16 protein-coding genes are annotated in these 15493 nt (G+C 36.6%); 2 read left to right on the forward strand and 14 right to left on the reverse strand.

Annotated features, from left to right (window positions below; genetic code table 11):
* Positions 1–43: 43 nt before the first annotated feature.
* The 3 genes from ACQKN3_RS18270 to ACQKN3_RS18280 all read right to left on the reverse strand — a co-directional run bounded on the left by ACQKN3_RS18270 (position 44) and on the right by ACQKN3_RS18280 (position 2298).
* On the reverse strand, positions 44–934 hold the full coding sequence (locus tag ACQKN3_RS18270) for a M15 family metallopeptidase (RefSeq protein WP_427713814.1): 891 nt from the start codon (positions 932–934) through the stop codon (positions 44–46).
* A 25-nt stretch (positions 935–959) separates the two neighbouring features.
* The gene (locus tag ACQKN3_RS18275) at positions 960–1214 is read right to left on the reverse strand and encodes a hypothetical protein (protein WP_079523311.1); all 255 of its coding nucleotides are present in this window, start codon (positions 1212–1214) and stop codon (positions 960–962) included.
* Between the two features lie 289 nt (positions 1215–1503).
* On the reverse strand, positions 1504–2298 hold the full coding sequence (locus tag ACQKN3_RS18280; RefSeq protein ID WP_251691284.1) for a helix-turn-helix transcriptional regulator: 795 nt from the start codon (positions 2296–2298) through the stop codon (positions 1504–1506).
* A 587-nt stretch (positions 2299–2885) separates the two neighbouring features.
* On the opposite strand from ACQKN3_RS18280, the gene ACQKN3_RS18285 reads away from it, so the two are divergent.
* Positions 2886–3536 (forward strand): LytTR family DNA-binding domain-containing protein, encoded by a 651-nt coding sequence (locus ACQKN3_RS18285; RefSeq protein ID WP_008405802.1) that lies wholly within the window; start codon positions 2886–2888, stop codon positions 3534–3536.
* A gap of 334 nt (positions 3537–3870) precedes the next feature.
* Entirely contained in the window at positions 3871–5391 is a 1521-nt protein-coding gene (locus tag ACQKN3_RS18290) for a succinate CoA transferase (RefSeq protein ID WP_427713817.1), read from the forward strand.
* A 185-nt stretch (positions 5392–5576) separates the two neighbouring features.
* Here ACQKN3_RS18290 and ACQKN3_RS18295 read toward each other — a convergent pair whose 3' ends face one another.
* The 11 genes from ACQKN3_RS18295 to ACQKN3_RS18345 all read right to left on the reverse strand — a co-directional run bounded on the left by ACQKN3_RS18295 (position 5577) and on the right by ACQKN3_RS18345 (position 15392).
* Positions 5577–5984, reverse strand: a complete 408-nt coding sequence (locus ACQKN3_RS18295; RefSeq protein WP_427713820.1) for a 3-oxoacyl-ACP reductase — start codon at positions 5982–5984, stop codon at positions 5577–5579.
* A 348-nt stretch (positions 5985–6332) separates the two neighbouring features.
* Positions 6333–6614 (reverse strand): GNAT family N-acetyltransferase, encoded by a 282-nt coding sequence (locus ACQKN3_RS18300; protein WP_008405806.1) that lies wholly within the window; start codon positions 6612–6614, stop codon positions 6333–6335.
* Between the two features lie 97 nt (positions 6615–6711).
* Entirely contained in the window at positions 6712–7626 is a 915-nt protein-coding gene (locus ACQKN3_RS18305) for a DUF1002 domain-containing protein (protein WP_251691278.1), read from the reverse strand.
* A 119-nt stretch (positions 7627–7745) separates the two neighbouring features.
* Positions 7746–8603 carry a CvfB family protein gene (locus ACQKN3_RS18310; RefSeq protein ID WP_427713824.1) on the reverse strand — a complete coding sequence of 286 codons (858 nt, stop codon included), beginning with the start codon at positions 8601–8603 and terminating at the stop codon, positions 7746–7748.
* 26 nt (positions 8604–8629) lie between these two features.
* Positions 8630–9049, reverse strand: a complete 420-nt coding sequence (gene mntR / locus ACQKN3_RS18315) for a transcriptional regulator MntR (RefSeq protein WP_251691274.1) — start codon at positions 9047–9049, stop codon at positions 8630–8632.
* A gap of 313 nt (positions 9050–9362) precedes the next feature.
* On the reverse strand, positions 9363–9650 hold the full coding sequence (locus ACQKN3_RS18320) for a late competence development ComFB family protein (RefSeq protein ID WP_427713826.1): 288 nt from the start codon (positions 9648–9650) through the stop codon (positions 9363–9365).
* Positions 9651–9899: 249 nt separating this feature from the next.
* Complete coding sequence (locus ACQKN3_RS18325; protein WP_427713828.1) at positions 9900–12311, reverse strand: penicillin acylase family protein; 2412 nt, start codon at positions 12309–12311, stop codon at positions 9900–9902.
* A gap of 78 nt (positions 12312–12389) precedes the next feature.
* A complete protein-coding gene (locus ACQKN3_RS18330) occupies positions 12390–13148 on the reverse strand; it encodes an exodeoxyribonuclease III (RefSeq protein WP_427713830.1) in 759 nt (252 codons plus the stop codon).
* A gap of 102 nt (positions 13149–13250) precedes the next feature.
* Positions 13251–14162, reverse strand: a complete 912-nt coding sequence (murB, locus tag ACQKN3_RS18335) for a UDP-N-acetylmuramate dehydrogenase (RefSeq protein WP_251691267.1) — start codon at positions 14160–14162, stop codon at positions 13251–13253.
* A gap of 85 nt (positions 14163–14247) precedes the next feature.
* Positions 14248–14553: a winged helix-turn-helix transcriptional regulator gene (locus tag ACQKN3_RS18340; RefSeq protein WP_251691265.1), complete on the reverse strand. Its 306-nt coding sequence runs from the start codon at positions 14551–14553 to the stop codon at positions 14248–14250.
* A 200-nt stretch (positions 14554–14753) separates the two neighbouring features.
* Positions 14754–15392 carry an FMN-dependent NADH-azoreductase gene (locus tag ACQKN3_RS18345; protein WP_427713832.1) on the reverse strand — a complete coding sequence of 213 codons (639 nt, stop codon included), beginning with the start codon at positions 15390–15392 and terminating at the stop codon, positions 14754–14756.
* Between the last annotated feature and the right edge of the window lie 101 nt (positions 15393–15493).

Raw genomic sequence — 15493 nt, forward strand, 5'->3', positions numbered from 1 at the left:
TCTCTAGGGAGAAAATTGGTTTTTTTATTTATAAATCAGTTTATTATTGTATCCCTAAGTATTCTTCCAACGTTACGCCTGCTTCAAATACCTTTGTCGCAAGTTCGCCTTCCAAATAGCGGAAATGCCATGATTCATGCATGAATCCTGTAATTTCTTCTTTTCCTTTTGGATATCGTAAAATGAACCCGTACTTATGGGCATTTTGTGCCAACCACTGCCCTGCTTCAGTGTCGCCGAACTCATTTGTCAGCCACAAATCTTCACGACCCTTTTCCCCAATATCAAAAGCGAGTCCAGTTTGATGCTCGGAATACCCTGGTCTCGCACTATAGCGATCTGCCGCTTCCTTCCCATCTCGCTTCACATACCGATCGTATAGTGTTTGTTGATATTCGTAAGAACGGAAACCACTAAAAGCAACGAGCTCTATTCCATTTTCCATCGCAGCTTTTGCCATCTTTTCAAAAGCGGCACGCGCCTTTGGATTTTCCCCTTTATTGTACGTAGCAGGAAGGGGGTTTTTCTTATTCGCAATTAAAACCCCTTTTACAAAAGTAGGTTCTGTTGCAGGCTTTTGGCCAACAATGTATCCATTTTCCAGCGCTACTTCTTCCGTAGCGGGTGGTGTTTCTTGAGCAGGTTGTTTAATTGGCTGCTCCCCGGAATTTGCCGAAGGATTTTCACCGTTTTGTTCTGAAGAAGCCAGATCATCAACATTTTCATCTTGTGGCTTCACCGGTTCTTCCGTTTCGTTTGTTTTATTTTGCGTCTCTTCATTTTCCAGTTCAGTTGGTTCAACAGATTTTTCTTCTGTAGCAGATTGTGCTACTTCAAATTTATAATAAATAGACCCTAAGATCGCGATTAAAATAACAATTGAAATGGATACAATCATTGCGATCGGACTTTTTCTGTTTGCTTTTCTGTTCATTCCATTTCGCCTTCTTTTTCTATTTTTATCCTGTGACAATAATAAATAAAACAATAATTGATAAAACCGCAAAAATCATCGACATCTTCTGCATCCATTTTGCTTCTTTTTCATGACCCTTTTCTTTAAAGGTACGTGAACGGAAAAAATTCGTAAACGTAAACATAATCGTCATAGCTAAAATGGCCGCTTCCATATTTTGTTTCACAATGAAAAATAATGCGGTTAAACTAGCTCCTGCAACTAAAACGAGTGAGATCGCTCTCTCATATTTTTTCATTTTTCTCTCCTTACATACTGATTGCATGTTCTCATTAAATGCAATCTATTTTCCAACCTTTGTTTAGTATAAAACTAGCTTAATTGATAATGCAATTTTGAAAATCTTAAAGGCACAAACTAGTTATAAAATAAAAAACTCTACATGTAATAATATATACCATGCAGAGTTTTCATATATTATTCTTTTTTTTCTGAAACTTTCAGCTGAACGAAGAATAAAGAATTTAAATTAACTAATCTGCCCTACATTCAAGGGATTATTATACGCACTATTAGGCTTGCAAGTATTAAATACTTTGGTACTCTACTTCAGGAATTTCAAATCGGAAAAACTCATGATGCAGTTCATCACGGAAATGTTTAGGTGTTACACCTGTGTATTTCTTGAAAATTCTAGTGAAATAACTCTGATTGCAGAAATGGAATTGATCTGAAATTGACGTAATACTTTTATTCGTATGGCGTAAATAATATTGAGATTCCTCTACACGGCGGACATTTAAATATTCAACTAAAGTGATACCTACATGCTCACGGAAAATACGCGATAAATGACTCGTACTAATATGGAAGTTTGCTGCAATACTTTCAACTGTTAAATCATTTTCCAGCTCATCATTTATGTACATAATTACTTTGTTTACTGTTTGGTGACGGAACGTAGGCTGCTTTCGGTCCGCAATAAAGTACACATAAAAATCGATTAAGTCATCTGCAAATTGCAGAAACTCGGCATCCTTCATCTTGTTTTCAATCATATCTGCACATGCTAAATTGAAGGCAAATGCTTTTTTAGAAGGGACTTGATTATCTAAAAGCTTACGCGCAACAATTGAGGATAACGTAACAAAATACGAGCGCACTACTTTAATGACCTGTTTTCCGAAGCGTGCGGATAATATGTCTATAATTTCGTGTAATGTCTTCTTTGCTTTTGCTACTTCTAAATGATAAACTTCAAAAATTAATCGAGATTCCAGAACAAAAAAATCTTCGATACCAGCATATTGATTGATATTGTCAATCTCTTGAAAATACCGTTTTGAAATTGTTTCCGAGATTGAATATTGATGTAGTTGCATAAGTTACCCCATCTTTCTTCAGAATGACCTTCTATTACTTATCAGAAAAACAAGCCTAATACAAATGTACAAGAAATTGTCATAATTCTGCAGATTGGTTATATTCCTTACATCTGCCAGACTGCATTTCATAATAAGTAATAACATTATATTAATCATAAGAAATTTCTATAGTAGAAATTCTTTTATTAAGCAAAGTAAATATTTATTCATTTTTATATTTATACTATTATAGTATGCATTGTTTTCCGCATATTAGTACATTTTATTAGTAACTATAGTGAATATTACCATATTACAAGTTTTGCTTTCAACCTAATTTTAACAATTAACCTAGGACAAAATTATTAGGTTACTTCCAATTATAGAAATAAAGGAATTTAAAAAATGCTTATTTCACCTAATCATACTCTTTTACCATAGTAATTTTCACGCTATTTTTTCATTATATTTCCCATAAAAAAAAGCCCTTTTTAAATCCACAAAAAATATTTTTCATTTTAAAAAATCTTCCCAACCCAATTTCTTTAAATATGTAGTAAAATAGTTCATAATTGTATAAAATGCTTATAAAGAGGTGTTATAAAGTGGATCCAAGACAAATAGAAGAAATTATGGAAGTCATTAAAGAATTTTTCCCTGAGAATACATCAATTGCTATTTCAGATACAAATGAGTATTTATATTATCAGCCAAGCAAAAAAGTAGACTTAAAAATCAAACCAGGTGACCCGATTAAAGAAGGTTCAGCTGCATACAAAGCTTTAACGTATGGTCAAAAAATCAATTCATACATTGAATCGGATGTATTCGGAGTTCCTTATTACGGAATGAGTATTCCTCTCATTGAAGAAGGTGAAACAAAAGGTGCTATTACAGCTATCTTCCCTCAAAAACCTTCTCCATTTTTAACTAATTATATTACAGTAAAAATTGATGACTGCTGGTACCCAATTAAACACAATCAAGTAATTTATCTTGAGACACAATTGCGTAAAACATTTGTAAAAACGATGCACCGTGAAGGATATCACCGTTTGAACTTAAGTGACTTAGAGTTATTTTTAGCTCCTGATTCGTTCATCCGTTGCCACCGTTCTTATATTGTTAATATCGATTACATTGATGAAATCCAACCAGATTCACATTCAACTTTCCTATTAATTATGAAAGACGGCACACGTATTCCTGTAAGCCAACGCTATGCTAGCTACTTCCGCCGTTCTTTAGGATTCTAAAATCATTTAAAAGCGACTCGTACATATGAGTCGCTTTTTTACTTCCTGCCTCTCCACCTGGCCTTTTGACCTATTCTCCCTTCCTTAATTGTGTATATTTGCTAAACGAGTAACTAGGTGACTTCACACGCAATCTACTTTTTATCTCTTTTTTACGTTAAATTTCTCTAATAATCACCTTTTAAGCGCTTTTATGTTGGGCGTGAAGTAAATGTGACAATTTGATGATAATATTAGCATAAATGCCGGTTTACTACCTGGTGAAAAACACAGAAAATTACAAAATTTTCTGTTTATCAAACGATTAAATAACTTATTAGGGGAGGATTTATTCATGGATCCACGAGTTGAGAAACGTTTAGGTTTAAAACAATTAGTAGATAAAGTTGTATCTGCTGAAGAAGCTGCTGCTTTAATCCAAGATGGCACAGTTGTAGGGATGTCAGGATTTACTCGCGCAGGTGATGCTAAAGTTGTACCAATGGCATTAGTAGAGCGCGCTAAAAACGAAAAATTTAAAATTGATGTATATACAGGGGCTTCATTAGGTCCTGAAGTTGATAACTACTTAGCTGCTGCTGGTGTTATTAACAAACGCGGTCCTTTCCAAGGGGATGCGGTAATGCGCGGTTTAGTAAACAAAGGCGAAATTTCTTATGTAGACGCACACCTTTCTCACAATGCTGAGTTAGTACGTCAAGGAATTATCGGTCCTATTAAACACTTAATTTTAGAAGCAGTTGCAATTACAGAAGACGGCTTAATTATCCCATCAAACTCTGTAGGTAACTCACCAATCTTCGCTGAATATGCTGAGAACATTATTATCGAATTAAATATCTCTCATCCAGAAGCATTGATCGGTATTCATGATATCTATGTTCCAGGTGAACAAGGTAAGCGTGACGCGATTCCAATGACAAATGCTGAGCAACGTATCGGTGAAATCGGTATTAAAGTAGATCCAGCTAAAATTAAAGCAATCGTTATCTCTGAAGAGCCAGACGCTCCTTCATTAATCGTTCCTCCAGATGAGGAAACACAAACAATGGCAAACATTTTATTAGATTTCTTCCGTTCTGAAATCAAAGCGGGTCGTTTAACAAATGAATTAATGCCATTACAATCAGGTGTAGGTTCTGTGGCAAACGCAGTATTAGACGGCTTTGCTGATGCAGAATTCGAAAACTTGGTAGTTGCTTCTGAAGTATTACAAGATGCAGTATTCAACTTAATTGATGCTGGTAAAGTACGCTTTGCTGCTGCAACTTCTATTACACTTACAGAAGAATTACAGAAAAAAGTTTACGGCAACTTAGAAAAGTATGCTGATAAAATTTGCTTACGTCCACAAGAAATCTCTAACCACCCAGAGCTTATCCGTCGTTTGGGCTTAATCTCAATCAACACTGCTCTTGAGTTGGATATTTATGGTAACGTAAACTCTACACACGTTTCAGGAACTAAAATGATGAATGGTATCGGCGGTTCTGGTGACTTCGCACGTAACGCTCGTCTTGGTATCTTCGTAACGAAATCATACGCAAAAGGCGGCGCGATTTCTTCAATCGTACCAATGGTTTCTCACGTAGACCACACTGAGCACGATGTAGACGTAATCGTAACTGAACAAGGTATCGCTGATTTACGCGGACTTGCTCCAAAAGAGCGCGTAAAATTAATCATCGAAAACTGTGCTCACCCAGATTTCAAAGATCAGTTATGGGATTACTATAACCGCGCTTACGAAGCAACTGGCGGCGCGCACACTCCTCATATCTTAGAGGAAGCTCTATCTTGGCACGTTAACCTTGCTAAAAACAAAACAATGAAAAAAGAAACAGCTAACGCTTAATCTTTATACATGTTAAAGGATTTGTCTGAAACGATTTAAAAACGTTTCAGACAAACCCTTTTTTTATCGTTTTGAAGTTTAATTCCTTATTCAAAGTGTTTTCTAGACATTACCAAGCCCCAACATCATAAAAAAAGGAGGCTAATTTCCCGCCTACCTTGTTTTTATAACACTCATCGGTTTGCTTATGCTCTTTTATCCTGTTCATGATTATAATAATCAGTTGTTGTTTGAGCGCCTTCTTCGACCATTTGGTTACCTTCTAACGTATGGTCTGCAACCTCTCCTGCTGTCACTGCAACATCTTCCAATGATTCTTCTTTGTAATCATCTTTTCCGACAGAAGCCGATTTCGCCATATTTGTATCTAAATCTCCTGTCGATGATGGATGCGCATTTTCGTTACTGTAACCAGCTGATTTGTCTTGTACTTTTTGCATCAAGCCCTGAACTCCACCGCTTTCATTTACTTTACCTTTTGCTTTATTAAAATAGTCCATTGCTTTATCACGGTTTTCCTTTTTACTTAAAAATGAAGCGGCACCTGCTAATAATCCTGCAACTACAACGCCTTTACCTTTTAATTTAGCCATAATAATATTACCTCCTAATTCCGAATTTATTTTACCTTTTCATATAAATTAATATACCCTGCGAAATTCTTTTAAAACATTGGCTGTTATAGGAGTAAAAACTACCTGAACTGGGTAAATATATATAAATAAGGGAAATAAAGGAGTGTTTAACATGTTCCAAAACAAAGAAATTACATATAAAGGTACGGAAATTCTTACTCTTCTCGGTGTTTCAGGAGTTATTACTGCTTTGATTTTATTATTGGTAGGATTTTAAATAAACATGACAATAAATCAAAAGAAAATTATAATTCCATAATAAAACACGATTTTCTAAAAAATGAAAATCGTGTTTTTTGTATATTGCTATACTTTTACATCGTCATACGCGTCACTTTTTTGGAATGAAGAAACGACATATGAACAAATGGCATTCATTTTGTAATTGTTTTCTCGAGCGTAATCCGCAGCGGCATCTAAAAGCTTTTTAGCTACCCCTTGACCGCGTAACACATCAGATACATACGTATGATCCATATTCATGACCCCGTCACGTAAAACCCAAGTAATCTCAGCAACACGCTGACCGTTCAATTCGTATTCCAGAGCACCATAGTTGTTCCCTTTGTCTTTATAAATAAATTCCATATTTCTCCCTCCTTCTATACTTCACAATATACCATAATTTGAATTTTCAATAAAAATAAAAGCACCCGATTATGAGTGCTTTCATTGAATGACTATTTTATTTAAACCAAGATGAAATTGTATCGATTAAATTATTGAAGAAGTTTTTGACGCTTTGCCAAAATCCTTCATCCTCTAATATTGCACCGAACTTCTCATCGAACTTTGCAGTCAAATCTGAAAGCTGTGAAGATAATTTACTGAAGTCGATATTCAAATTACTGATTCGGTCCATTAAATCCACTAAAAGCTGACGGTCTGTTTCACTTAAATTGATTTGCAGTTTGTTCAACTGTTCTTCAACAATTTGCTGAACTTCTTCTTTTGTTGCCGGTTTATTTTCAGCAATTGCTTTCTTAATTTCTGTTAATAATTCCGAAACTTGTGCATCTGAAACTCCTGCCGATTCAGCAATTGATGTTGCAACAGATAATTCGTCATTCGCTACATCTGTACGCTCAATATCTAATGTCTCACCTGTTTTTGCTTCATATGCTTTATATATCCCAACTAATGCCGAGTGACCTGTTACCGGTTTAGGTGCTGCAATTTCCACAATCGCATCTTCAATACCTGCTGTTAACATGGCATTTGCATACATTTCCGATGTTACCTGTGTAATATTATCTGGTGTTACAATACTAATTGTAAGTCCCTTGCCTGCATCTTGACGTGTAATTTTAGCAGATGAGAACATGCGTGAACTTGGGTTACTATCTTTTATATATTTTGCTAAATCCTGTCCTGAAATTGTAATTTCATCTATTTCTGTTTCCTGATCCACACGCAAAGCAGTTTTTACTGTTTCTTTTTCATCAGCAGATAAATTACCTCCGTAAACAACGATTGGTACGCCGAGCTTTTCATTGATTGGATTTTTTTGTTCTGTAGTTGCCGCAGAAGCGCTCATTGGTAAAACAAAAGAAATCAATAACGCGAATGCTGCAATAACACCCATCCATTTTTGTCTCATTTATAAATCCCCCTTTACGAATGTATATGTTGTCCAATTCTACTATACATTCTCTAATTAATACGAATAAAAAAAGTAAAAGGTTTCATATACATTTCCCCTTTTACTTATAGTTGTATCTAAACGATTTCTGTCCAGCCGTCTTTTTGCGTAATTTTGCGCGCTTTCATTAAAGTACCTAGTGCACGCTTAAACGAACCTTTACTCATCTTGAACATTTCAGAAATTTCCTCTGGCGTTGATTTATCGCCAAACGGCATTTTTCCGCCGACACTTTCCAAATATGCAAAGATTCTCTCAGCATCATCACCTAAACGCTCATGTTTTCGAGGTAAAAACGAGCCGTTTAACGAGCCATCTTCCTTCACATCAATAATGCGCACTTGCAATTCTTGTCCTAAACGCGGCTCAGCTTTCATTTCCGATTCGTGGACGAAAATACGATAAGGATTTTCAACCCCTAATAAAAACGATCCTACCGGTAATAGACGGTATGGTCGAGCTGTAATGTTTTTATTGAACATGTCTTCCGCTGCGCCTTCATACATGTCATTAACTTTTTCTTCTGTAATTAAACGACCGAATAAATCTCCGTTGCGATCTGTACGTAATGTAATATACAAATGATCTCCTGCTTCCGGCCATACCTCTTCAATCACCGGCAAGTCTTCAGCACGTACTAATACTTCGCGGGATGTACCAATATCACAGAAGGCACCTTCTTTTGTTACTTTCAATACACGTGCCCAACCGTAATCCGCTTCTGTAATATGCGGAATGGCTGTCGTTGCCTGCAGGTCTCCACGGCGATCCGTATAAAGGAATACTTTTAAAACATCGCCTATCGCAATTGTTTCAGCTACATCTGATGCATTTAAGGGAATTTCCAACTCACCATTTGTTAAAATATAACGTGACCCTTGTTCTTCCAATACCGTTAATTCCACTACTTGTCCTGATTTTATTAATTGATTCATCATATTCTCCTTTTTCTTGTCAATCATTACATACTATGATTTGATTTCATTTCTTCCAGCTTCTTCGTCATTTGAGGCTGTTCTTCTAAAAGCTGTACAAGATCCGCAATGCGATCAATGGAATTCCAGCTCAAGTGATGTTCAATACCTTCAACGTCTTCATATATACGTTCTTCATCAACCCCTATTAAACGCAAAAATTGCTCCAGCAAATCATGTCGCTGAACAAGTCTCTTTCCTAACTTTTGCCCTTTTGGCGTTAATGTTAAGCCTCTATATTTTTCATATATTAAATAGCCGTCTTTATCTAATTTCTGCACCATTTTTGTAACGGAGGAAGGTAGAACAGATAAAGCTTCCGCAATATCGGACACACGTGCATACCCTTTATGTTCAATTAGTAGATAAATTTGTTCAATGTGGTCCTCCATGCTAGGTGTTGGCATAGCTGTTCCCTCTCTTTCCAATTGCTTCTTTCAGTTTACTACAATTTCACGCAAAAAGTTAACTGAAAACAGTAAACGCTTAAATTACATAGGCTCAGTTTCATAACAATTCGGCTATGGTTACACAGGAAGCAATTTAGTCAGCCATCTACGTGAATAGTGGCAATTTTAAAGTCTCCCTACGTTAAAAGGCATTAAAAGAAAAAGGCTATTGCAATTAGTATGCCCCTAATTGAATAACCTCTTCATTTTATCTTTTACAAAACTTGATCATGACTGCTTATATACATAATGAACGCATTGAAATCATTTCTTATGGATGCTTAGGATATTGTTTTACGATGTGAAGTGCATGGATAATTTGTTTATTGATTTCCTCAAGATATTCCGGGGTGCTCATTTGTTTAAATACAGCATCTCTCGTCTCATCCGATGTAACATAACGAGCAGGCAATACATTTAAAACAATTGCATTCACATCCATCTCACATTGTTCACAATGGCAAAATGTTTGATATTCAACGCCATGCAGCAGAAAACTAACAAGCCCTTTTACAATTTCTTCTGTTACATTTATTAATTTAATACCTGACATTGTCATCTTTCGCCCCATTTATAAAACCAGATTATCTTCTCTAATCATATAACGCCAAGTAATTTAACTCAAACATTTCGATTAGCATATGTGACTTTTTTACTTTAAATTAGTAATTTTCACCTCTGCATTTTAACTCATTTTATTAATATTTACTGCACTACTATTCTCCTTATATCAAAACTTAAACGTCAAAGTAACATTTAAATATAAAAAATCCCCCCTTTTTAAAAAGGGAGGACTGATTCAATTTTATTACTCAGCTTTTAATATCAATTCATAACCATGATCGATATCGCCATTGATTTTCGTTTTATGATAGCGCCCGTAAACCCAGTTTGAAGTCTGGTTGTCATACCATTTAGACTTCACATGTCCGCTCTGTCCTGGACCGACAATATGATATGCTGATTTTAAATTATCCAAGTCAGCTACAAAGCGCCACGATGCACCGTGATTTACATTTCCGTTGCCATCTTCAGAAGCTGCTTGCACGGTAACACTAGAACCGCCAACCGGTAGCTTTTCAGGGTTGACATAGTCCGCTAAAAAGTCCGATGCGCTTGCTAATGGATGATCAAATGTCAGCTGATTATAGCTGCCCCATTTCCATTTTGAAACAGACGTCCCAAATTCACCTTTAATCTTTGTTACAGCATCCTCGAATGCAGTATAAACAAACTTATCCAGTCCGCCTTCTTCTGTAATCCAGACACCCGGATTGCCTGCATATGCATCACGCAGCATTTGGTCTGTAATTTGCGATTTGCCAGGCATTAATTTGTAAACATCTTCCGGCATTGCATCTTGGAATAATGCTTTTTCCATATTTTCAATTAAGAAGTGGTACACAAGTGGTGCACCTTGATCTTTGTCATCATAATACTCCCATTCTTCCAGGAGAGTAATGACACTCTTATACTTGTCTTCTTTATCTTGAGCTTTAATCGTTTCAAGCAAGCCCGGTAAAAATTCTGCGGCATGCAAATTCTTTTTATCCATTTGCATACCTTTCATTTCTGCAACAGAAAGCTTTAATAATTCACCTGTTTCCTCATCATACATCGGTGTTTTAATCATTTCTACGATTCGCTCAAATCGATAAGGCTGTGCCCAAAGATTTGAAATATGGTAAGGGTATTCATCACCTACAACTTGATTGTTCGCTGTTGCAATATAGCCTTCTTCCGGATTAATAACAGTTGGCAGCTCATCAAATGGGATATAGCTTTCCCAGCCGTATTCCGACGAATTACCTGGCACCGGTAATGAACCTGTACCTTGTTTACGGATTGGTACTAGGCCATTTGCTTTGTAAGCAATTGTTCCATCAGTTGAAGCAAACACAAAGTTTTGTGCCGGTGCTTTAAAGTCCTCTAGCGCAACTTCAAACTCTTCCCAATTTGTCGCTTTATTGAAGCCTAATACTGCTTTTAATTCTTGTGTTGATTGCAGTGCTGTCCACTGCATAGAGAACTGCTCTTTCATTTTTGTATCTTTTAACATAATGTTAGAAATGATTGGACCATGGCGTGTTTCCACAACTTCAAAGTCCACCGTTTCACCGTCTTTTACTTTGATCGGCTCTTGTCGGACAGTTGCCTCTTCCCATTCACCGTCATATTCAAATTCATATGGGTTTTCAGGGTTTGGTTTTTCAATATATAAATCTTGTACATCCGGGTTCACATTCGTTACGCCCCATGCAATTTGTTCGTTATGCCCAAGAATAATTCCAGGGATCCCTGCAAAAATTACACCACTAACATTTTGTTCAGGTGATTCCAGATGCATTTGATACCATACAGATGGCGTGCTTAATCCTAGATGTGGATCATCTGCAAGTAATGGCTTACCCGATTTTGTCAGCTCGCCACTTACAACCCAGTTATTACTGCCGTTATGTTCTGACGGTAAGTAATCTGTCGGAATGGCACTTGCAATATCCGTTTCCAGATTTAAATTTGCTTCAATAATTGATTGAGCATTTTCTGGGTACTCTACAAATAATTCTTCAGCTTGTTCTTGTGTATAGTTTTGCATTGCCCATGATCGGAAAGCTTGCTGATTCCAGTTTCCGCCTAAGTCATATGCCATATATTTACCAATTGTCAATGAATCAATCGGTGTCCAAGCTTCAGGCGTATACCCTAGTAGTTTGAATTCATATGAAAGTTTGCTCGTACCTTTTACTTCATCGATAAAAGCATTTACACCTTCCGCATACCATTCAAGAATTTGTTTTGACTGTGCATCATAATCATCCCATGATAACTCTGCAGCATGTCGTAAACTGAATGTACGGAAAAACTTATCTGTATTTACTGCAGATTCCCCTACCACTTCAGCTAACATACCACTTGCTTGGCGGCGCGCTAAATCCATTTGGAATAAACGATCCTGTGCCTGCACATAGCCTTGTGCACGGTAAAGATCCGCATCAGACTTGGCCACAATGTGTGGAACCCCTACACCATCTCTCGTAACTTCAACATCATCATCTAAAATTGATACCGCGAGTTCACCTTCAATGACAGGTTTAGAATTTGCTACGTATAAGTGCAATCCTGCTACCGCTGCACCACCTACAATAATTAAAATCCCAACTGCCCAAATGACGATGTTTATAAATTTGCGCCCTTTTGACTTTTTCGCCTGTTGTGCCATAAATTCCACCTCTTTTTTTTCTGTTTTTACAAAGCTTTATTATGCTGTAAAAGTTCTGTTTCTATTAGTCTATTCATCTTACACCGTTTTTAATTTTAATACGATAGGGCAATGATCGCTACCTAAAATTTCTGAATGTATAGATGCTTCCTCTACTTTTTCAACAAGTCGGTCAGATATAATAAAATAATCGATGCGCCAGCCGATATTTCGCTCACGTACTTTGGCCATATAACTCCACCATGTAAAATGGTCGGTTAAGTCCGGATGGAAATGACGAAACGTATCCGTAAATCCACTTGAAAGTAATTCTGTCATCTTTCCGCGCTCTTCATATGTAAATCCGGAGTTCCCGATATTGGATTTCACATTTTTAATATCCAGTTCACTATGTGCAACATTTAAATCTCCACAATAAATGACGGGCTTTTTCGCATCAAGTTCCTTCAAATATAGTGTCATCCGGTCTTCCCATTGCAGCCGCTCTTCCAGACGAGTTAAATCTCTCTTAGCATTCGGTGTGTACGTGTTTACTAAATAAAAGTTTTCATACTCCAATGTAAGGATGCGGCCTTCATCTGCCGCAATTTCATTTTCAATTCCGTAGTACACTGCTAACGGTTCATGTTTCGTAAATACAGCTGTACCGGAGTAACCTTTTTTCACTGCTGAATGCCAATATTGATAATATCCTTCCAGTTGAAGATCAATCTGTCCTACCTGGCATTTCGTTTCCTGGATACAGAAAAAGTCCGCATCCATTTCACGGAAATAATCCAAAAATCCTTTATTTACACAAGCACGAATCCCGTTCACATTCCACGAAATAAATTTCATCTTTCTTACTCCTTTTATGTAATCTCATATTAATTATCATTAAAAAAAAAGAGAACTCGCGCTAAATTAGCACGAGTTGAAGTCATTTTATATCATCCAAGATTAGTCTTCACCGACGATTTTTACTTCCATTTCCAAGTCGATATCGTACTTCTCTTTTACAACACGCTGTACCATTTGAATTGTATCGATATAGTCCTTTGCCGTAGCATTGTTTTTATTGACGATAAATCCTGCATGCTTTGTAGAAACTTCTGCCCCTCCGACACCTTTACCTTGCAATTCACTATCCTGAATAAGCTTACCTGCAAAATAACCTGGTGGACGTTTGAATACACTGCCCGCCGAAGGGTATTCTAGCGGCTGCTTCGATTCACGCTGGAACGTTAAATCGGCAATCTTCTCATCTATTTGCTTTTGATCACCATGTGCTAACTGAAACGTAGCAGACAGTACGAAATAGCCTTTTTTTGCAATGATACTTTTCCGGTAAGAAAGCTCCAGTTGCTCGTTGTTCAGCTCAAGAAGCTCTCCTTTCGGTGTTAGTACTTTACAAGTTGTAACGATGTCTTTAACCTCACCACCGTAAGCCCCGGCATTCATTGCCATTGCTCCACCGATTGAACCTGGAATTCCGCATGCAAACTCAAAACCGGTTAAGCTCTGAGCTGCGACTTGCTTTGATACTTCTTTAATCAATGCGCCACTTTGCGCATAAACCGTATCACCTTCAATACGAATTTCGTCCAATAAAGCAAAATGCAGGACAATACCACGTACTCCACCATCACGTACGACCATATTGGAGCCGTTCCCCAGCATGAGTAGCGGTACATTATTTTCATATGCATACTTAACGACAGCTGCTGCTTGTTCTTCTGTATTCGGCAGCACTAAAATATCTGCCTTACCGCCAAGCTTTGTCATCGTATATTTTTTTAGTGTTTCATTTATTTTTATATTAGTTGAAGGGATCCATTGTGATAAATCATTTTCCCACTGTTGAATTGTCATAAAAAACATTTTCCTTTCCTGTAAAGCTGACGTACTTTTTAAGTATCTGTTTTTATAACGCTTTTTACAAGTAAAACAGCATGATTTATAACCAAGTTTTCGCCCATATTTCAATTTCTCTCACAGTTTGTTCAAGTGAATGCCCTTTATCCGTTAAATTATACTCAACACGAACCGGTACTTCTGAATACACTTTACGTTCAACAATACCTTCTTTTTCTAGTTCCTTTAAACGCTCTGACAGTAAGCGTCCACTAATCGGTAATGCTGATTCGATCGCATTGAAACGTTGAGGTCCTTCCAACAATTGATAAATAATTAAAGCTGTCCAGCGTTTCCCGACTAGCTCCATTGCTTTTGATAGACGCGGACATAGTGCTGATTCTTTCATTTTCTTCACCTCATATTCACTACTCTAAAACTAAATTTATTTAACTGCTACTTATTATATTACCACTTCTTATTAATTACAAAAAGTAAGTAGCTTACTACCAAGTGAATTTTACATTAATAAATGCCGTTGTCCGATTAAAAAAAGAAGGGAGCCCACAACTTTGTGAGCAACCCTTCTCTACTATATGAATAATTTAATTAAGCTGTTACTTTTGCCAAATTTTGCGCTGCAGCTTTTACTTTTTCTAAGCCTTCAGCAATAATCTGTTCAGCTCCAGCTGGATTTGATGCATGACCTTCGATAATAACTTCATCAATTTTTTCCATACCATATACGCCACCAATAACCGCATTAATATAGTTTACTGACATTTCTGATGCAGATGCTTGTGGTGTTGAGTAAATACCGCCACGTGCGTTTAATACGATATATTTTTTGTCAGTCATTAAGCTTACTAATTGACCTTGTTCATTGTATTTGAATGAATAGCCAGCGCCATAAGTATAATCGATGAATGATTGTAATGCTGCTGGAATTGTTAAGTTCCATAATGGGAATGCAAATACTACTACATCTGCAGCTGTTAAAGCTTCACGAGATTTGTTGAAAGCAGCTAAAGAACCTGCTTCGATTGCTGATAATTCTTCGCCTGCTTGTGCTTTACCGAAAGCGTTGAATAATTCTTGACCGAAATATGGCATATTTTCTTCAAATACGTCAAAAGTTGTTACGTTTAAACCTTCATTGTTCGCAACTTCAGCCATGAATGTTTCATACATTTTTGTTGATACGCCATCTGGGCGGTTATTTGCTTTTACTACTAATACGTTTGTCATTTTCATTTCTCCCTACTATTTTCAATATTATTTATTTTTAAATTATTATCTTGTTTTAAAGTATCTCAAATTCGAGGTACTTTTATATAATAAAAGAACAA

It is taken from the genome of Solibacillus sp. NPDC093137 (genome assembly GCF_050280445.1).
In the GTDB taxonomy this organism is placed as follows: Bacteria; Bacillota; Bacilli; order Bacillales_A; family Planococcaceae; genus Solibacillus; species Solibacillus isronensis_B.